Below are 15,592 nucleotides of genomic sequence, written 5' to 3' on the forward strand. Positions count from 1 at the left end.
AATACTTTTTTATTAAATATAAAATCTATTTGAATTAATTTTTTTAATTTTGGGACTGTGTTATTCTATTATTGTAACGCTAAAAATAATTTACCGGTGCAGAAAAAAATGATGACTCCATTGCTCATTGACGCATTAACAATTTCTGAAGGCAGGTTTAAAAAACCATGCCCTGTTTTAGTTTTGAAAATGCTGTTACTTGATGAGGAAACGAGCGGGTTTTCAGAGGTGATTAAAAATCAAGCATTACTACTGCTCGCGACATATCGCAAATTACTGCGTGCTGTCGCTAGGGATTTAAGTAATGTAAAAACTATAGAGAACAGTGTGAAAAAAAGACATTGGGGGAAAGCGGATAAAGCACAGGATAAGATGGTGATTGCAGACCAACTTCGACTAAAGCATTTAGATTTAGAAGAAATGATTTTATTTTTAAATACACAGCATTTTTTTAAACAGCTGCCGATTTCCTTTGTTAAAAAATTGGTAGATTGGGCACCACCGGTAGTTAGTGGTATTTTTTTAATCGAAAATGTTTTAGCCGGTTATATCGCCCAGAAGCTTTTGCTATTAGAAAAAATTAAAGTAAAGGAGCTTTGCAAGTCTGTGCAACCCTATTTTCACATAGCTGACTTTTTTGTATTTTTACCTCGATTAGAGGAACTTTATCAAAAACATCAGCAGCAAATTGTTCGTGTGGCACCAACGGCAGAAGTTGCTTTAGCTTTAACAGACTTTAAGAAAGCATGGATCTATCGTCTTAGGAGGAGGCCATGAATATTTATTTTAAGCAGCTTCTAGAATGGATGAATCAGAATGCGAGCATAGAAGAACAAGTACTTATCCAAGCATTATTTTTGTTACGTGTACATTATAGCTTAGCTGGTATTGTTGTCATTTGTCAGCGAATTTTCACATTGGTTGGTGATGATGAATTACCAGAATTTCGTGATGAGCTTAATACTTTAAAGATCATTAGTACATTACAGTATTCTGATCAATACTCACATTTTTTCTCAGAAACAATAGATAGAAACAGACATACACCCACGCCACTACGTCCATACACTGGAGACAGTGGAATTTGTGATTTGCTATTGATTCAAGCAGGACGAAGTCGAAATAATGAGAGTTTTGATAAAGTAATTATTTGGTTTTTAGAGCAAATATTTAACTTTCAAAAAAAAGTACATACTCTAGAGCTTTATAGTAGTTATTTAACGAGTGATGGAAGCATAAAGCTGAAAGATCAAAAAGGATCTCGTGTGTACAATGCCTTTTTAGCGATTAGGCTATTAGGTGATGCTGGTAATACACAGAATTTAGAAGATGTAAAAGCATCACTGCTTCAAAATTCGCCGAAACAACTGATTCAGTTAATGTCTGTTCATAATAAAGATGAACAATTAAATAAAATTTATTATGCATTAAAGCTATTTTTATCACAAATCTGGCAAAATAATCGGCAAAAAAATAACAAAAAACGTCGAGAATTTTTACACCGTATAGGTTTAAAGCATAGAAAACTGATCTTGCAACGATACGGCTCATTAAGTATTGCTATTCAACCTTTAGAGGATGTAGATGAAATTCATCGTGGTCTAGTATCTGAAGTATTTGAGGATGATGAGATTGAAGAAGATGAACCACCATTGGAGCCATTGTTTACATTTTTTTTGGCAGAACAATCCGATTTAATTCGAGGGTTTTATGCATCTAAGTCTACTTCTCAGCATGTTGAAGCTGCAAATGTTGGTTTAGTTTGGACCAAATGGCGATTGTCATTAAATTCGATTCAAGAAGTGTTTAGGCTCTGTCAACCATCTCATACTGATACCAGCTTAATTTTACGCGCAAAATTAGCTTTAATATTAAGTTTACTCACAGGACGTTCGGTGAGTGAATTAACAGCGCCTCGTTTTAGTCAAAATGCAGATCAGAATAATATTGCTATTCAGTATGATCATACTTTATCTGCATATGTATTAAGTGTGTTTGCAGGGACACCGACACTCAAAAAAAAACCAGAAGATTCTAAATTTCATGTGCCATGGACCAATGAATTACATTTGGTTTTACCGATTGAACTCAATGATTTAGTGAGTCAAGTCAAAAATCTTGGGATTACAAGACATCATATGGCAGTTGAACGTGACGTGAGTGAACTGATTAACCGTGTACCTAAAGAGCTAGAAATCAGCCTCAAAAGCATTCGAGATATTCTTCCACGTTTGTTATATGATCATAGCCAAGGTGATTTAGCTGTCGTTAAAGCAGTGACTAATGCATCAGGTCGAAATTATGATAACTTGATTCATTATGCCTCTTTTGAACAGAGGCAACTTGAGCAACTCTGGGCTGCTTGTTTAAGAACGATAAAAATTAATATTCCTGAATATATATACTCTTCCAATAAGCGGGTGGGTAGCCCAATTGGAATAAAGATTATTGAAATACAAAATGAAATTACACGAATAAAAAAGAGAATAAATCATGCTGCCGAACAGAAAGATTGGCAGACACTCTTTGATAACTTAACATTGTATACAGCATTATGGATGAATCTTGCAACTGCAGGACGAGGAATTAAGCAGCCCTTTCCAAAGTGGATCAGTCAGCAAGGCTGGGCATTGATTCAAGATAAACATCATCAAGATGAATCAACCGATCGTTATGTGCCATTGACGCAAGCGTTGATCAAACAGATTCAAGGTTTACGTGGTTTGATGGGAATGCTAGGGGAGCAAGTTGAACCACGTGTTGATTTATCATCTTATGCTGTGCAACTTTGTGCTCCTCATCAGATTGAAGGTTTAGTTAGAAATTGGGCACGGAAGTTGGTTCGCTCTGATTATAATCAGTTACCTGGACGGTTCAAGGACGCTGGACTTGGGCACTGGGTAAGGGGTCGCCATCCATGGGATATGTTATCCGTATTTCCTGTATCAGCCTTTAAAAAACAGTGGCTTGATGTACAAGAAAACTTGCAAAAACAATTAGGTTTCGAGTGTCTTGAAGATTTTGATTTTTTAAAAATCAAGGATATTCCAACATTTGTTTTAACTCAAGAGACTAAAACAGTACAGGTAGAGACAAAGCCTAGAATAGAGTTTTCTGAAAATGATGTAAAAGAATGGCTCAAAAACCCAGACTATAAGTCCTATTATCCGCTGATTTTTGAGGAAAATCCTGAGCCACAAGTAGCTTTAGAGCTTGGACATCTATTAGCCTCAAATTTAGCTAAAAATAAAAATATTGATTTGCCTCAAGCGATTAAAGCATATTGTGCTTATATTCGCGATGAAGCGAAAATTCCTTTATTCGTTCAGCTACCTCAAAAGGCGCATCGTACATGGCTGACATCTGAAAATAGTTTTAGTACATGGTGTTATATAGAACAAAACTTACTTAATGTTATTAAGAGGGATTTAGAACATTTACCTGAACATCAAAATTTTGATGTTGAAATAGGACGTTTGCTGGTTGTACTCTCGATGTATTCACAATTGTGCAGAGTAAGCCATTTACAAGCAATGTTAGAGTTTATTGCTTCTGATCAGCCTATAGTCGCTATGGGATATAGTCGGCTTATTGAGCTGGCAGTGAATAATGATAGATCTGTGACGAAGATACGCCGTACAGTACTGTTAAGTCCTTATGTCTCGACTTTAATTTTAGTAGACCGACAGTATCTACAGCCCCGATTAAAAATTATTTTAGCACAGTCAAAAGATCAACAAAGAAAGGCTTGGCAAAAGTGTTTTAATACATATTTAAAACAAATAGGACTTAAGTCAACTCTATCGTTAGCTCAATGGTTGAAAGCTTTACAGCAAAAGGTGATGTTAAATAGCACTCCGTTGATTGCAGGTTATATATCAGGCCAAGTCCTGACTGAAGATCTTTCAATAAATGAATTATTACGATTATCCGAATATGAAAAATTAACCATAGGTTTAGATAGCACTGAGCCTGAAAGTGAAATAGAAATAGGCGATGAGCAACTACATTTGTCTGATATTTTAGTGATGATTCAGCAACTAAAAGGTGAGTCTAGGTCAAGCATTTGGCTTAAACAGCTTGCCAATAATAAAACGAATCACTACTCAGTCAATTTATTAACGTGCTTTGTGCAATGGTTGATTTTACGCTGTGATGCAGAAGAGTTAAGTCTACAGAATCGAAATATGATTCATCTACATTTGGCCATTGTCAGTGCAGGTATATTGGGGTTTTCAGAAGATTTAACAAAAGATAGCCAGATTGATGAAGATGTATTTCAAAAATGGATGGAGTTGACGCAAGAGCATTTTCCACACCGCAAGCATCTCGCAGCGTGGAATCGCTTTAGAGATTTTTTAATTCAGTTAAATAATGATCGTATAAAGTTACACAAGTGTACAGCGCATCAAGCAAGTGCTAAAGTTTTTTCAAAAAATGAAGTGCAGCAGATCGTTCAAATATTACAATCTGTAGAATCTGGGGTGAATGATGCTGCTTTACGTCTAGAGATTCAGCGTCATTTTCGATTATCTGCGGCGATGGGTGTACGCCGTTCAGAGACACTTCATTTACGGCCCTTAGATATTGATGAAGATATGCTCCGAATTCGTCCTTATGGTGAGCATCAGTTAAAAACACTTGGATCAGAACGTGTTGTTCCGATGAATTTATTAAGTCAGACGATTCAAAAGGGATTAGATAATATTTATAAGAATAAAAAAGATTCAATATTAATGTCTGATGAGAATAGTGGGCATAGGCCTTTTTTTGATCAAATATCTCAAATATTAAAGAAAGTCACTGGAGATGTTGATCTCAGCTTACATCATTTAAGACATACGTTTGCAAGTGCATATACTTTAAAGTGTTTGCAAACAGTGGTGGATTTTAAAGTGCTGACGATAGAACTTCCATGGCTACAAACTTGGATGCCATCGAATGAGCAATTTAATACGCTAGTAGGCAATGAAGGACAGGTTGGGCAAGGGATTAAGGCGATTAGTCGAGTGCTTGGACATTTACATGAATCGACAACATTAAAGCATTATATTCATATCTTATTTCTAGCTACTTATGCCTATAGCATGCAACAACAGCAACCCAATTTACATACTGCATTTTTTAACCGAGTCATGAGTCGGAGTAATTTATTCAGGCATTTCCAAGCGATTAACCAACAGAATGGTAATCTAAACTATGAGTTGAGAGATACCATCGAAAAATATGTGCTCAAAAAAATAGAAAGTCAGAGGTGGGTAATCTATGCTCAAAAAATAGGGAATTCGACGGGTAAAGTAATTAAACACGACCTGTTTCAAAAGATTGAAGATATTGAGCGGTATCTTATTTCTGGACAGGGGCAGCCACAATTAGATATTGAGTCCTGGAAGAGAGCTTTAATTACGATGTCAAACATTCCTTCAGGTAAACGTGGTTCAAATATAGGAAGACATCCATTATTGACACAAGGGAAATTAGCACGTTTGCCTGAATTACTAAGGGCTGTAGATTTTAATTCCGCACAAGAGATTTTAGAGCGATTTGATTATTTAGAACGAAACCAATCAGACACTTATAATTGGTTAATAAAAAAATGGTTGTATGAAAGTAATGTAACAAAAGTATTGATGCATTTTACCGCAGAAGATAAACCTATGCTTTCACTTCTTATAGAACATCAGTTTTTTCCGGTAGTGATGAAACATAATAAATATGATTATTTTAGAATAATGTCTCAACAAGCGTCATTAAGCGCCGTGCGATGGGTACTTACGTGGTTGAGTGTACGATATTTAGCGATTGGAGATCATATCAGAATCTAAGTATATATGACTTACGCACGCTTTGTTACACAAAGGTTTGAAAGACAGCGCTACCTTAATTGAGCTAATTTCAAGTGACAACTTGGATGTAAGTGCAGCCAAATTCTGTGAATTCGTTCTAGATAGCTACGCGTGCATGAATATCATTTACCTGACTAGGAAAATTTCTTGCTGCTCATTTATAGCTTAATAATAGAGATTTAAGTATTTTTTATGGATCAACAGAACCAAAAAACATCGCATTATCTATTGTGTTTTGTCTGCTGTTGGAAGTTATGTAACATGATTCCTTAGGGAAAATAGCCTAAGCTTAATAAGTGATTAAAAGCGCTGAAAATCCGCAAATTTGATTTTTTTCTTCGCTTTCAATTTGATCCATACGTTATTTATTTATATTTTTCATTTACAAAGCAATAAAAGATTCTAATTTGGTTTGATCAAAGAAAAAAATACCCATTTGATAATTAGGTTACAGCAAAATCTGTAATCAGGCGTGGAAACCTGAAAATTACTACAGAAGTATTAAAACCGCTTTAACAGTTTTTTGTGCCTATTATGCTTAGTTTGCTATTATTAAATATCATTCAGCATAAAGTCATGTTGCAGAAGAAATGTCACCTTCAATGCAGGGTGACAATTTTGAAGTAGCACTAACTGATTTTGAAAAACATCCAATCATCAAATGTTTATTTAAAGCGAATAACCAGCGTTCTACAGAATATTGGAGCGTGCAAGAAATTGCAAACTTTATTGAGGATTGTACAGAAGATCAAAACATCAATTTATATTCTAGTAACTTAAATTCTCAGTAAAAAAATTATGTTTTTTTAATAAACAATAGCTTATTTTACTATTTCTTATTAATAGTTATAATTTTTTCATAACAAAAAACTCTTGATAAAAATTTTACAGCAAGCTTACATGTTTGGTAACCAGCTGTCTCGATTACCTGAATTTTCTAATTTAGCTGTAGAAAGTGAAAGTTATGAATCTCTCGCTATCAAAATCAAAGAAATGCTCAGAGATCCAATACAACAAAAGCAATTTTTACCAAATCTAAGAAACTTAGGCTTCAAACCTTAAGTGTATTGGAGAATACACTTATTGTATTCTCCAATACGTATCGTAAATACACAGTAATACACCATGAAAACAAGTACAAAATACAGTGTTTGTGATGCAGCCACACTGTATAAAAAATCTCGTGCTACACTTTATAAAGATATAAAAAATGGGGTATTAAGTCGTGATCATGATGGCCCTATCGACTTCTCTGAGTTACTCCGCGTTTATGGTGAACCTTTTAGTGGAAAACACTCAAAACACACTGATACGTCTCCAACATAAACTATAAATACACCTGAATACACCGACAATACAGTTATTGAACTAAAGAATCAGATCGATTTTCTAAAGAAACAGTTAGAAAAAGCAGAAGATCGCGAAGCTAAAGCAAATTCTCGTATTGATACATTACTTACCCTAATTAAAATGAAGCCAACTCAGGTTCATTCCACACCAACTTCAGATCAATCTTCAGTGCAATCTAGTTCATCTCAAGTAGAACCTACATTAAATGTAGATAACGACAAACATGACGGATTGACTACTCCAGATCAAAAAGAAAATAAGCGCATTCTGGTGCCTAAACATATTGAACCAGAGCCTGATAAAAGAGGCTTTTGGAGCCGTTTTTTTAGACCCTATGATTAACCACGATTGTTTAACCCATATGAATAAAGTCGTGAAACTTTGATTAAATAATAAGCGTCGAACGTGAAAAATCATAAAAAAAAAGTCCACCTTGGGGAGGTTGGGCAAAAAAGGAACTACAGCTTTGATTTGTAAGCGGAATTATAACGCATTTCGTATAAGGTGTATTATGTTAACTTTAGCTGAACTTCAATTTTTTTTCTGATTGACCTTAAATTATTTAATTTATAATTGGTACTTTTCTAGTTTGATAGAGACAGTATGCTTGAGCTTCTAATTCCATTTTTTATAGCGATTATCTTGTTAACTGTAACTCCCGGATTGGATACAGCCCTAATAATAAGAACTGCTACAGTGGAGAATAAACGTAAAGCATTTCATGCTGGATTGGGTATAGCCTCCGGATGTCTAGTATGGGGCATCTTAATTGCTTTGGGTGTGGGAGTTATCTTATCAGCCTCCGAATTAGCCTTTAACTTAATGAAATGGGTCGGGGCTATCTATTTGGTATGGCTAGGTTTAGGTTTACTATTCAAGCCAAGAAAAAGCTTTGAGATAAAAACTACTAAAATGAGAAATGAAAACTGGTTCTTAAAAGGATTTCTTACTAATATTTTGAATCCTAAAGTGGGGATCTTTTATATTTCCTTCCTACCACAATTTGTACCTAGTACTGGAAATTCTACCTTATGGCTTTTAAGTTTGGTAAGTGTGCATGTTAGTTTAGGCATTTTATGGTCAGTCATTCTTATTACTTCAATGCAATCTATTTCCAAGTTTCTTCATCAAAATGGAGCATTGAAAAAAATTGATCAAATTACGGGATCAATTTTTATATTATTTGCCGTCAAACTAGCTTTTACTAATAGATGATACTGTGATTTTTTGAAATCGTGGCCCTTATTTAACATAATGGTACTTACACGAAATTTTCAAAAAAACAGTAAAAATGGGAGCCTTTAACTCCCATTTTTGTGTTATTCCTAAGTAGAAATGTCCTACCTTAAATCTAAATAGAAATGTCCTATACAGACATTTCCAAGTCAAGCACAGGATTGGGTGAGTGGATATTACGATTCTAATAATGATACTTTTATACACCGAATAGGGTAGACGATATAATCTACGATTAATGGTAGTAGTCCAGCCTATTCATATGTATAAATTTTTTTTAACTATTGATTAGAACTTTACACAGTTCCTTCCACTGTTCTTAGCTTCATAAAGATATTTATCTGCAATTTTAAAAACTTCTGAAATATCCTCAGAACTTTCAGGCCAAGAAGCTATCCCTATAGAAACTGTAATAGACCCTACATTTGGGATGGTCTGTGTTGCTAGTTCTTTTCTAAATCGCTCAGCACTTTCATAAACATCTTGTTGGCTAGTATTAGGTATCACAACAATAAATTCCTCCCCACCATAACGACAACAGACGTCATTTTTACGAAAACTTTTTTGCATAGTTTTTGCAAGATACTTTAGAACCGAATCACCTTGATCATGTCCATATGTGTCATTTATTCTTTTAAAAAAATCTATATCTATTAGTAAAATAGATAAATTATTTTTTTCATTCATTTGATTGGTTATAAAAAAGTTCATTCCCCTACGATTCATTAGACCAGTAAGAGGGTCAGTGTTAATATAGTGATCCATTTCATTGATTTTTATTGAAAAGTTTTTAACACTTAGTAAAAGAGCGTGTTTTAATTTAACTATTTCGTAATACCATGGATAAATAGTTTTAATTTCACCCCGTACTTCTGGTAGATGAAGCGAACCAGCTATATTCGCTAATTTATGCAGAGGTGATGCTATGAAAAAAGAACATTTCCATACGATATAAAAGATAATTAAATAGAATATAAAGATTCCAGCAGAAACTTTATAAATAATTGAAGTAGCTTGCTTTAATAATTCCATAGTAGGTTGTTGCGAGACAATTATCCAATCTGTAGTTTTTATATGTGAAAATCCAGCAAGATTATCTATCCCTCTACTATTGATCAGGCGAATTTTTCCAAATTTTTGCTTTTTTATATATTCTAAACCATTGTTATTTTTTACTATATCCCCAACTCTTTTATGATCAGGATGAAAAATTATCTGACCATTTCCATCAATGACATACATATAGCTTTTTTTATAGCTTTCAGATGTAGTTAACATCTGATTAATAATATTTTTTTCCTTTAAATAAATAGTAGATCCAATAAATCCCTTATAGTTTTTTTTACTATCATAAATCGGCTGAGAAATAAAAATAATCATATTCTTTCTAATAGAAAGATAAGGTGTAGAGATATAAGGCTTTTTATTTTTTATTGAGTTATTAATTCCTAATGTGCTTTGTACTTTGTTTTTATCAATGTTTAAAATATTAGGTGAATAGTTGATCAACCTACCCTGAGGATCGCTAATTACTACGCTATTGTAGTAATTAGATTGCATATTTAATCTCTGTACTTCTGATTCTCTAGTGCTTTCATCATCAAAATCTTTTCCTAATACTTTTGCACTATAATCGAGTTGGGTTAATATATTTTTAAAATGATTATCAGTACTTGTTGCAATTTTATTTGCATATTCAGAGTTTAATGATAATGAATTATTGATAAGTTGATTTTTTACTATTTGATAACTAACAACTAAAGAAATAATAAAAAGGGTAGATACAGAAAATACTGCTAAAAAAAGTATTAGGTTTCTAAGAGTTAAATCAAGTTTTTTTTTAATAAATAAAAATAATTTCATTCACTTACAATTAATTAAGTATAGCTTTTAAGTTTAGTATACTTTTAGATAATACTTAAAGCTATATTCATCTTTATTTGTTCTAATAACTATATATTTAACATAAAATCTCTTATGCGAAGTCAGAAATGGGAGCCTTAGCTCCCATTTTTATACATTGAATCCTATGTGTTTTCCTGTTGGAAGCTCTACATCAATACGTAATTTTCCACCCATCGCTTCAACATATTTTTTCATAGTTGAAATTTTTAGATCATTCCCACGATTTTCGATTGCGGAAAGAGATGGCTGTTTGATACCAAGGGTTTCAGCCAATTCTTTTTGGGAAATCTCTAATTCTTCACGAATCAGATAAAGCTGATTTTCTAGCAATAACTCATCCGCCATTTGTTGAATACGAGCTTGGCTCTCTGGAGAGCGACTAGCTAATAATTCTTGTAGGGTCTTAGCCATTTGATTGATCTCCTAAAGTTGAGAGATGAAGTTCGTATTGCTCATCTGCAATTGCTAGCATCTCTGTATAAAAACGCTTTTTACCGCTCTTATCACCAATACAAAGCACAATAGCCTGTCGTAATGGATCAAAGGCAAAAAATGCCCTGAGTGATTTACCTCGATGTTGGACACGAAGTTCCTTCATGTTGGCAAATTTAGAGTCGTAGACGATATCGACTAAGGGACGCCTTAAACTTGGTCCTTGCTGTTGAAGTACAACCAGTGCAGCCAAGACTTTCTCTTGTGTTGATTCATCTTGCTGTTCAAGCCATTTATTAAACAGATCCGTTGTAATGACTGTCCACATATTACAACCATAATATAGATTATAGTCTATATTTTAAAGCCGATTGAATGACTTTGCAAATACTCATGCACAATGAGTATGATGATATGAGGATCACTACATTTAAGGATCAGCATGAAGCACTTAGAATTTGTAGGAAAAAGTACAGAATATATTGGCTATACCCAAGTGGAAATTATCAATAGTTCACTACGCTTATCTTTCAACGTCCCATCAAAAAGTAATCTGGAAGAAACTTTTAAAAAGATGGTCGAAGATAACTATGATTTACTGATGGAAACATCCGATAAGATAGAATTTGAATTAGATAGTGACGTTCTTAAAAAAATTGAAAAAATAACGAAAGAACAAGGGATTGAGTTTGAAGAATATGTGCAAAATGCCTTGATTAAGCTGATTAACCAATGTGAATGGCACTGTTGCAAATAGAGATTTGAGTCGATGATGTTTCCTTTAAAAAGTACTTAGAGACCGAAAACCCTGTTGATTAGACACACTTCACCCTGAGGCTGACCATAATAAAATGACGATGCTTGTCCTTTACGTAGTGCACGCATGACTTCAATACCTTTAATTGTGGCATAAGCCGTCTTCATAGATTTGAATCCTAATGTGGCCCTGATGATCCGCTTTAGCTTGCCATGATCACATTCAATCACGTTATTTTTATACTTAATCTGCCTGTGCTCAAGGTCTGGTGGACATTTACCTTCCCGTTTTAACCGTGATAAAGCACGTCCATATGTGGGTGCTTTATCCGTGTTGATCACTTGTGGAATTTGCCACTTCTTCACATTATTTAAAATTTTTCCAAGAAAACAATATGCTGATTTGGTATTACGTCTAGAAGAAAGATAAAAATCAATGGTATCGCCACGTTGATCGACTGCACGATACAGATAAGACCATCGTCCATTCACTTTTACATAGGTTTCATCAATATGCCACGAGCTCAGATCTGTAGGATTACGCCAATACCAGCGTAAACGTTTTTCTATTTCAGGAGCATAACGTTGAACCCAACGGTAAATAGTCGTGTGATCAACATTCACACCCCGTTCGGCCAGCATTTCCTGCAGTTCACGATAGCTAATGCCATATTTACAATACCAGCGCACAGCCCAAAGAATGATTTCGCCCTGAAAATGCCGACCATGGAAAGGATTCATATGCTGCACCTTTAGCTAAAACAGTCTTCAGCTTACCATTCGTGGTTATTTGCAACAGTGCCATTCCCCCCACCCACCACGATGACTTTCTTATCTTTAAATGAATCTGCATTCAGGTAATGGGCTGAATGTAACTGCGTGCCTTGAAAGTTTTCCTGTCCCGGATAATCAGGAATAAACGGCTGGCGCCATGTCCCTGTTGCACTGACCACCACCTTGGCTCGCCAAAACTTTTCTCCAGCATATACGTCTAAATACTTTCCCTTCGATTCCACACGATCGACATGTACTGGACGAACAATCGAAAATTGATATCTCTGTTCATAAGCCGATAAATACTGGATCACCTCATTTCGTGTTGGATAGGTCTGTTCAGTGATGGGCATCATCCAACCGGATAGAGAACTCCAGGTATTAGGAGAAAAAAGACGCAATGACTCCCAGGTATGCAGCCAGGCACCCCCCGCTTGATTTTGCTCATCCAATATAATGAATGGGATTTTCTTGCGCTTTAAAAAATAAGCGGTAGATAAAGCGGCCTGCCCACCACCGATAATGATCACATCAGTTTCAGTCTGTTTCTGGTTCAAAGCCTTCACCTTTTCCTTATTTATCTCTGACTTCTTTAATGTAAAAACCCAATCATGAAGACTGGGTTTTTACAATATTCATTGTACCTTTAACAGCACTTCATCGGTACAGCATAAAAGTGTTACTGACCTGGCAATGAGGCGCAGTATTTAATACCATCCAGCATTTATAAACTGCGCTGATTTACACGCTTGGACAACTCTTCAGCCGATTCCTTGCGTTCAGAATAACGATCTGTCAGGTATTTGCTTTGTCCACGAGTCAGTAGGGTGAACTTAAATAACTCTTCCATCACATCCACAATCCGGTCATAGAAAGCCGAAGGTTTCATTCGTCCATCTTCTTCAAACTCCAAAAAAGCTTTTGGAACTGAAGACTGATTTGGAATGGTGATCATCCGCATCCACCGCCCCAAAATACGCATCTGGTTCAGGCTGTTAAATGACTGTGATCCGCCACTGACTTGCATCAAGGCAAGAGTTTTACCTTGGGTAGCACGGATTGCCCCTCCTGCCAGTGGAATCCAGTCGATTTGAGATTTAAAGATTGAACTCATAGAACCATGGCGTTCAGGTGAACACCAGACCATGCCTTCTGACCATGCTAAAAGCTCATGCAGTTCTTTTACTTTTGGATGCTCAGTATCCGCATCTTCTGGTAAAGGAAGCCCTTTAGGATGAAAGATTTTTATTTCCGCCCCAAAATGCTCAAGGATTCGACCGGCTTCAAGAACTGCAAGGCGACTGTAAGAACGTTCTCGATTAGAGCCATACAGCAGCAAAATTCGCGGAGGATGAGCAAGTTCTTTGGCTTGAACTTTTTCAAAGGTGGGTTGCTCAAGAAGATTTAGATCTACATTTGGGAGATTCATAGAGTTAGGCCTCTTTAAAAACTTTCTTTCTCAGCCAGAGTGAAACACTCACCAAGGCAATCAACACAGGAACTTCGACCAGTGGGCCAATAATCGTGGTAAAAGCAACAGGCGAAGCGATACCAAAAGTTGCAATCGCTACTGCAAGTGATAATTCAAAATTATTCCCCGCTGCGGTAAATGCAATTGCTGTGGTCTTAGGATAGTCATTGCCCATCCATTTACTCATAAAGAAGCTGATGAAGAACATTAAAACGAAGTAAATGGTTAAAGGAATCGCGATGCGTAAAACTTCAAGCGGAAGACTCACGACATCACCGCCTTTTAGGCTAAACATGGCCAGAATGGTGAACAGCAAAGCCATTAAACTCAGCGGACTGATTTTCGGAATGAACTTGGTTTCATACCATTCCACGCCTTTCTGTTTCACCAAAATCCATCGCGTTAAGAAACCTAATAAGAACGGAATACCAAGATAAACCAGAACAGCATGGGTGATGGTCCAGAAATCGACATTAATGACCTGCGAAGCGACACCAAAATAGGGTGGAAGGAAGGTCAGGAATAACCAGGCATAGGTACTGAAAAATAGAATCTGGAAGATGCTGTTAAAGGCAACTAATGCTGCAACATATTGATTATCACCACAGGCCAAGCCATTCCACACCAGAACCATGGCAATACATCGAGCAAGACCAATCAGGATGACACCGGTCATATATTCTGGATAACTATGTAAAAATATGATTGCCAGGGCAAACATGAGTACTGGCGCGATCAGCCAGTTTTGTACTAAGGACAAAGTAAGGGTTTTCTTATCCTTAAACACTTGTGGCAAAGTCGCATAGTTCACTTTTGCCAGTGGTGGATACATCATTAGAATAAGACCAATCGCGATTGGAATATTCACTGAATCAATGCTTAATTTATCGAGTGCGACAGAAGCCTGAGGAAAGAAGTTTCCGATGGCAATGCCTAAGGCCATGGCAATAAAAATCCATAGCGTCAGGTTGCGATCTAAAAAAGATAAGCGTTTTTCAGACATTTCACTTACTCAACGTTCGAAATTTGATTAATTGCTGCAATCAATTCTGAGCGAGATAGTTTATCTACATTAAGTTTAAATAAAGCATCTAAGCGACGATTGATATGTTCAACAGTGCTCATAAAGGCTTTCATTTTTTCTTCTTTATTCACGTCTAAGTGTGAAGGATCAGCCAAGCCCCAATGTGCCTTGATTGCTCCACCCAAATAAAGTGGACATGCTTCTTGAGCAGCAGAATCACATACTGTGATCACAACATCAGGTTGATATTGTTCACAATCATTAATCGTTTTACTCCATAAACCTTCGGTAGATAATCCTAAGTTTTCAAGGGTTTCTAAAGTTAGCGGGTGAACTTGACCTGAAGGCTTACTCCCAGCGCTATAGGCTTTCCAACCTTCTGGTGCTCGGCTATTAAACAAAACTTCAGACAAAATGCTACGGCAGCTATTTCCAGTACATAAAAATAAAAATTTCATTGAATTACTCACAATAACTATTTACAGAAAGGGGGTGTTGATCATCCAGCTTTGATTGAGATTGAACCGTCTTCAAAATATCTAAAATTTCATAACACCAGTTGGCCAATTTTGGATTGATACTGTAGTAAACCCATTGGCCTTGTCTGCGATCTTGAAGTAGCCCTGAAGCACGTAAAAGGGCTAAATGTCTTGAAATTTTCGGTTGACTGAGTTGTAGTTTTTCAGTCAAATCACATACACATAGTTCTTTATTTTCAACAATTAATGTCACTATATTGAGACGTGTTTCATCTGATAAGCATTTAAAAAAATTAACTTGATCCATATAAATCTCCTT

The 15,592-nt window shown here is 35.7% G+C and carries 13 protein-coding genes and 3 pseudogenes; 7 read left to right on the forward strand and 9 right to left on the reverse strand.

Annotated features, from left to right (window positions below):
• Window positions 1-108 precede the first annotated feature (108 nt).
• The 6 genes and pseudogenes from FOC32_RS01030 to FOC32_RS01055 all read left to right on the forward strand — a co-directional run bounded on the left by FOC32_RS01030 (window position 109) and on the right by FOC32_RS01055 (window position 8,411).
• Window positions 109-777: a hypothetical protein gene (locus tag FOC32_RS01030; protein WP_004779994.1), complete on the forward strand. Its 669-nt coding sequence runs from the start codon at window positions 109-111 to the stop codon at window positions 775-777.
• Window positions 774-5,825 (forward strand): site-specific integrase, encoded by a 5,052-nt coding sequence (locus FOC32_RS01035; RefSeq protein ID WP_175965983.1) that lies wholly within the window; start codon window positions 774-776, stop codon window positions 5,823-5,825. The genes FOC32_RS01030 and FOC32_RS01035 overlap by 4 nt, the downstream gene beginning before the upstream one ends.
• A gap of 555 nt (window positions 5,826-6,380) precedes the next feature.
• A pseudogene (locus FOC32_RS01040) lies at window positions 6,381-6,610 on the forward strand (hypothetical protein); the annotation flags it as partial.
• A gap of 136 nt (window positions 6,611-6,746) precedes the next feature.
• Complete coding sequence (locus tag FOC32_RS01045) at window positions 6,747-6,908, forward strand: hypothetical protein (RefSeq protein WP_171063215.1); 162 nt, start codon at window positions 6,747-6,749, stop codon at window positions 6,906-6,908.
• A gap of 63 nt (window positions 6,909-6,971) precedes the next feature.
• Window positions 6,972-7,538: pseudogene (locus FOC32_RS16910) on the forward strand (plasmid replication DNA-binding protein).
• 261 nt (window positions 7,539-7,799) lie between these two features.
• The gene (locus tag FOC32_RS01055) at window positions 7,800-8,411 is read left to right on the forward strand and encodes a LysE family translocator (RefSeq protein ID WP_004812037.1); all 612 of its coding nucleotides are present in this window, start codon (window positions 7,800-7,802) and stop codon (window positions 8,409-8,411) included.
• A gap of 309 nt (window positions 8,412-8,720) precedes the next feature.
• Here the strand turns inward: FOC32_RS01055 and FOC32_RS01060 are convergent, their stop codons facing one another.
• The 3 genes from FOC32_RS01060 to FOC32_RS01070 all read right to left on the reverse strand — a co-directional run bounded on the left by FOC32_RS01060 (window position 8,721) and on the right by FOC32_RS01070 (window position 11,097).
• On the reverse strand, window positions 8,721-10,295 hold the full coding sequence (locus tag FOC32_RS01060; RefSeq protein WP_004780008.1) for a sensor domain-containing diguanylate cyclase: 1,575 nt from the start codon (window positions 10,293-10,295) through the stop codon (window positions 8,721-8,723).
• Between the two features lie 150 nt (window positions 10,296-10,445).
• The gene (locus tag FOC32_RS01065) at window positions 10,446-10,748 is read right to left on the reverse strand and encodes a helix-turn-helix domain-containing protein (protein ID WP_004780009.1); all 303 of its coding nucleotides are present in this window, start codon (window positions 10,746-10,748) and stop codon (window positions 10,446-10,448) included.
• Window positions 10,741-11,097, reverse strand: coding sequence for a type II toxin-antitoxin system RelE/ParE family toxin (locus FOC32_RS01070; RefSeq protein WP_004780010.1), 357 nt, complete (start codon window positions 11,095-11,097; stop codon window positions 10,741-10,743). The genes FOC32_RS01065 and FOC32_RS01070 overlap by 8 nt, the downstream gene beginning before the upstream one ends.
• A 114-nt stretch (window positions 11,098-11,211) precedes the next feature.
• Here FOC32_RS01070 and FOC32_RS01075 point away from each other — a divergent pair, with 114 nt between their 5' ends.
• Entirely contained in the window at window positions 11,212-11,526 is a 315-nt protein-coding gene (locus FOC32_RS01075) for a hypothetical protein (protein WP_004812036.1), read from the forward strand.
• A gap of 35 nt (window positions 11,527-11,561) precedes the next feature.
• Here the strand turns inward: FOC32_RS01075 and FOC32_RS01080 are convergent, their stop codons facing one another.
• The 6 genes and pseudogenes from FOC32_RS01080 to FOC32_RS01105 form a co-directional block, all read right to left on the reverse strand.
• Window positions 11,562-12,266, reverse strand: coding sequence for an IS6-like element IS1006 family transposase (locus tag FOC32_RS01080; RefSeq protein WP_001067784.1), 705 nt, complete (start codon window positions 12,264-12,266; stop codon window positions 11,562-11,564).
• Window positions 12,267-12,328: 62 nt separating this feature from the next.
• Window positions 12,329-12,856: pseudogene (locus FOC32_RS01085) on the reverse strand (NAD(P)-binding domain-containing protein); the annotation flags it as partial.
• 167 nt (window positions 12,857-13,023) lie between these two features.
• Window positions 13,024-13,728, reverse strand: coding sequence for an arsenical resistance protein ArsH (gene arsH / locus FOC32_RS01090; protein ID WP_004644739.1), 705 nt, complete (start codon window positions 13,726-13,728; stop codon window positions 13,024-13,026).
• Window positions 13,729-13,732: 4 nt separating this feature from the next.
• Window positions 13,733-14,773, reverse strand: coding sequence for an ACR3 family arsenite efflux transporter (gene arsB / locus FOC32_RS01095; protein WP_004644740.1), 1,041 nt, complete (start codon window positions 14,771-14,773; stop codon window positions 13,733-13,735).
• 5 nt (window positions 14,774-14,778) lie between these two features.
• Window positions 14,779-15,252: an arsenate reductase ArsC gene (locus tag FOC32_RS01100; RefSeq protein ID WP_004781073.1), complete on the reverse strand. Its 474-nt coding sequence runs from the start codon at window positions 15,250-15,252 to the stop codon at window positions 14,779-14,781.
• A gap of 4 nt (window positions 15,253-15,256) precedes the next feature.
• Window positions 15,257-15,580: a metalloregulator ArsR/SmtB family transcription factor gene (locus tag FOC32_RS01105; RefSeq protein ID WP_004644742.1), complete on the reverse strand. Its 324-nt coding sequence runs from the start codon at window positions 15,578-15,580 to the stop codon at window positions 15,257-15,259.
• Window positions 15,581-15,592: the final 12 nt, after the last annotated feature.

It is taken from the genome of Acinetobacter sp. FDAARGOS_724, assembly GCF_013364475.1.
Taxonomy (GTDB): domain Bacteria; phylum Pseudomonadota; class Gammaproteobacteria; order Pseudomonadales; family Moraxellaceae; genus Acinetobacter; species Acinetobacter variabilis.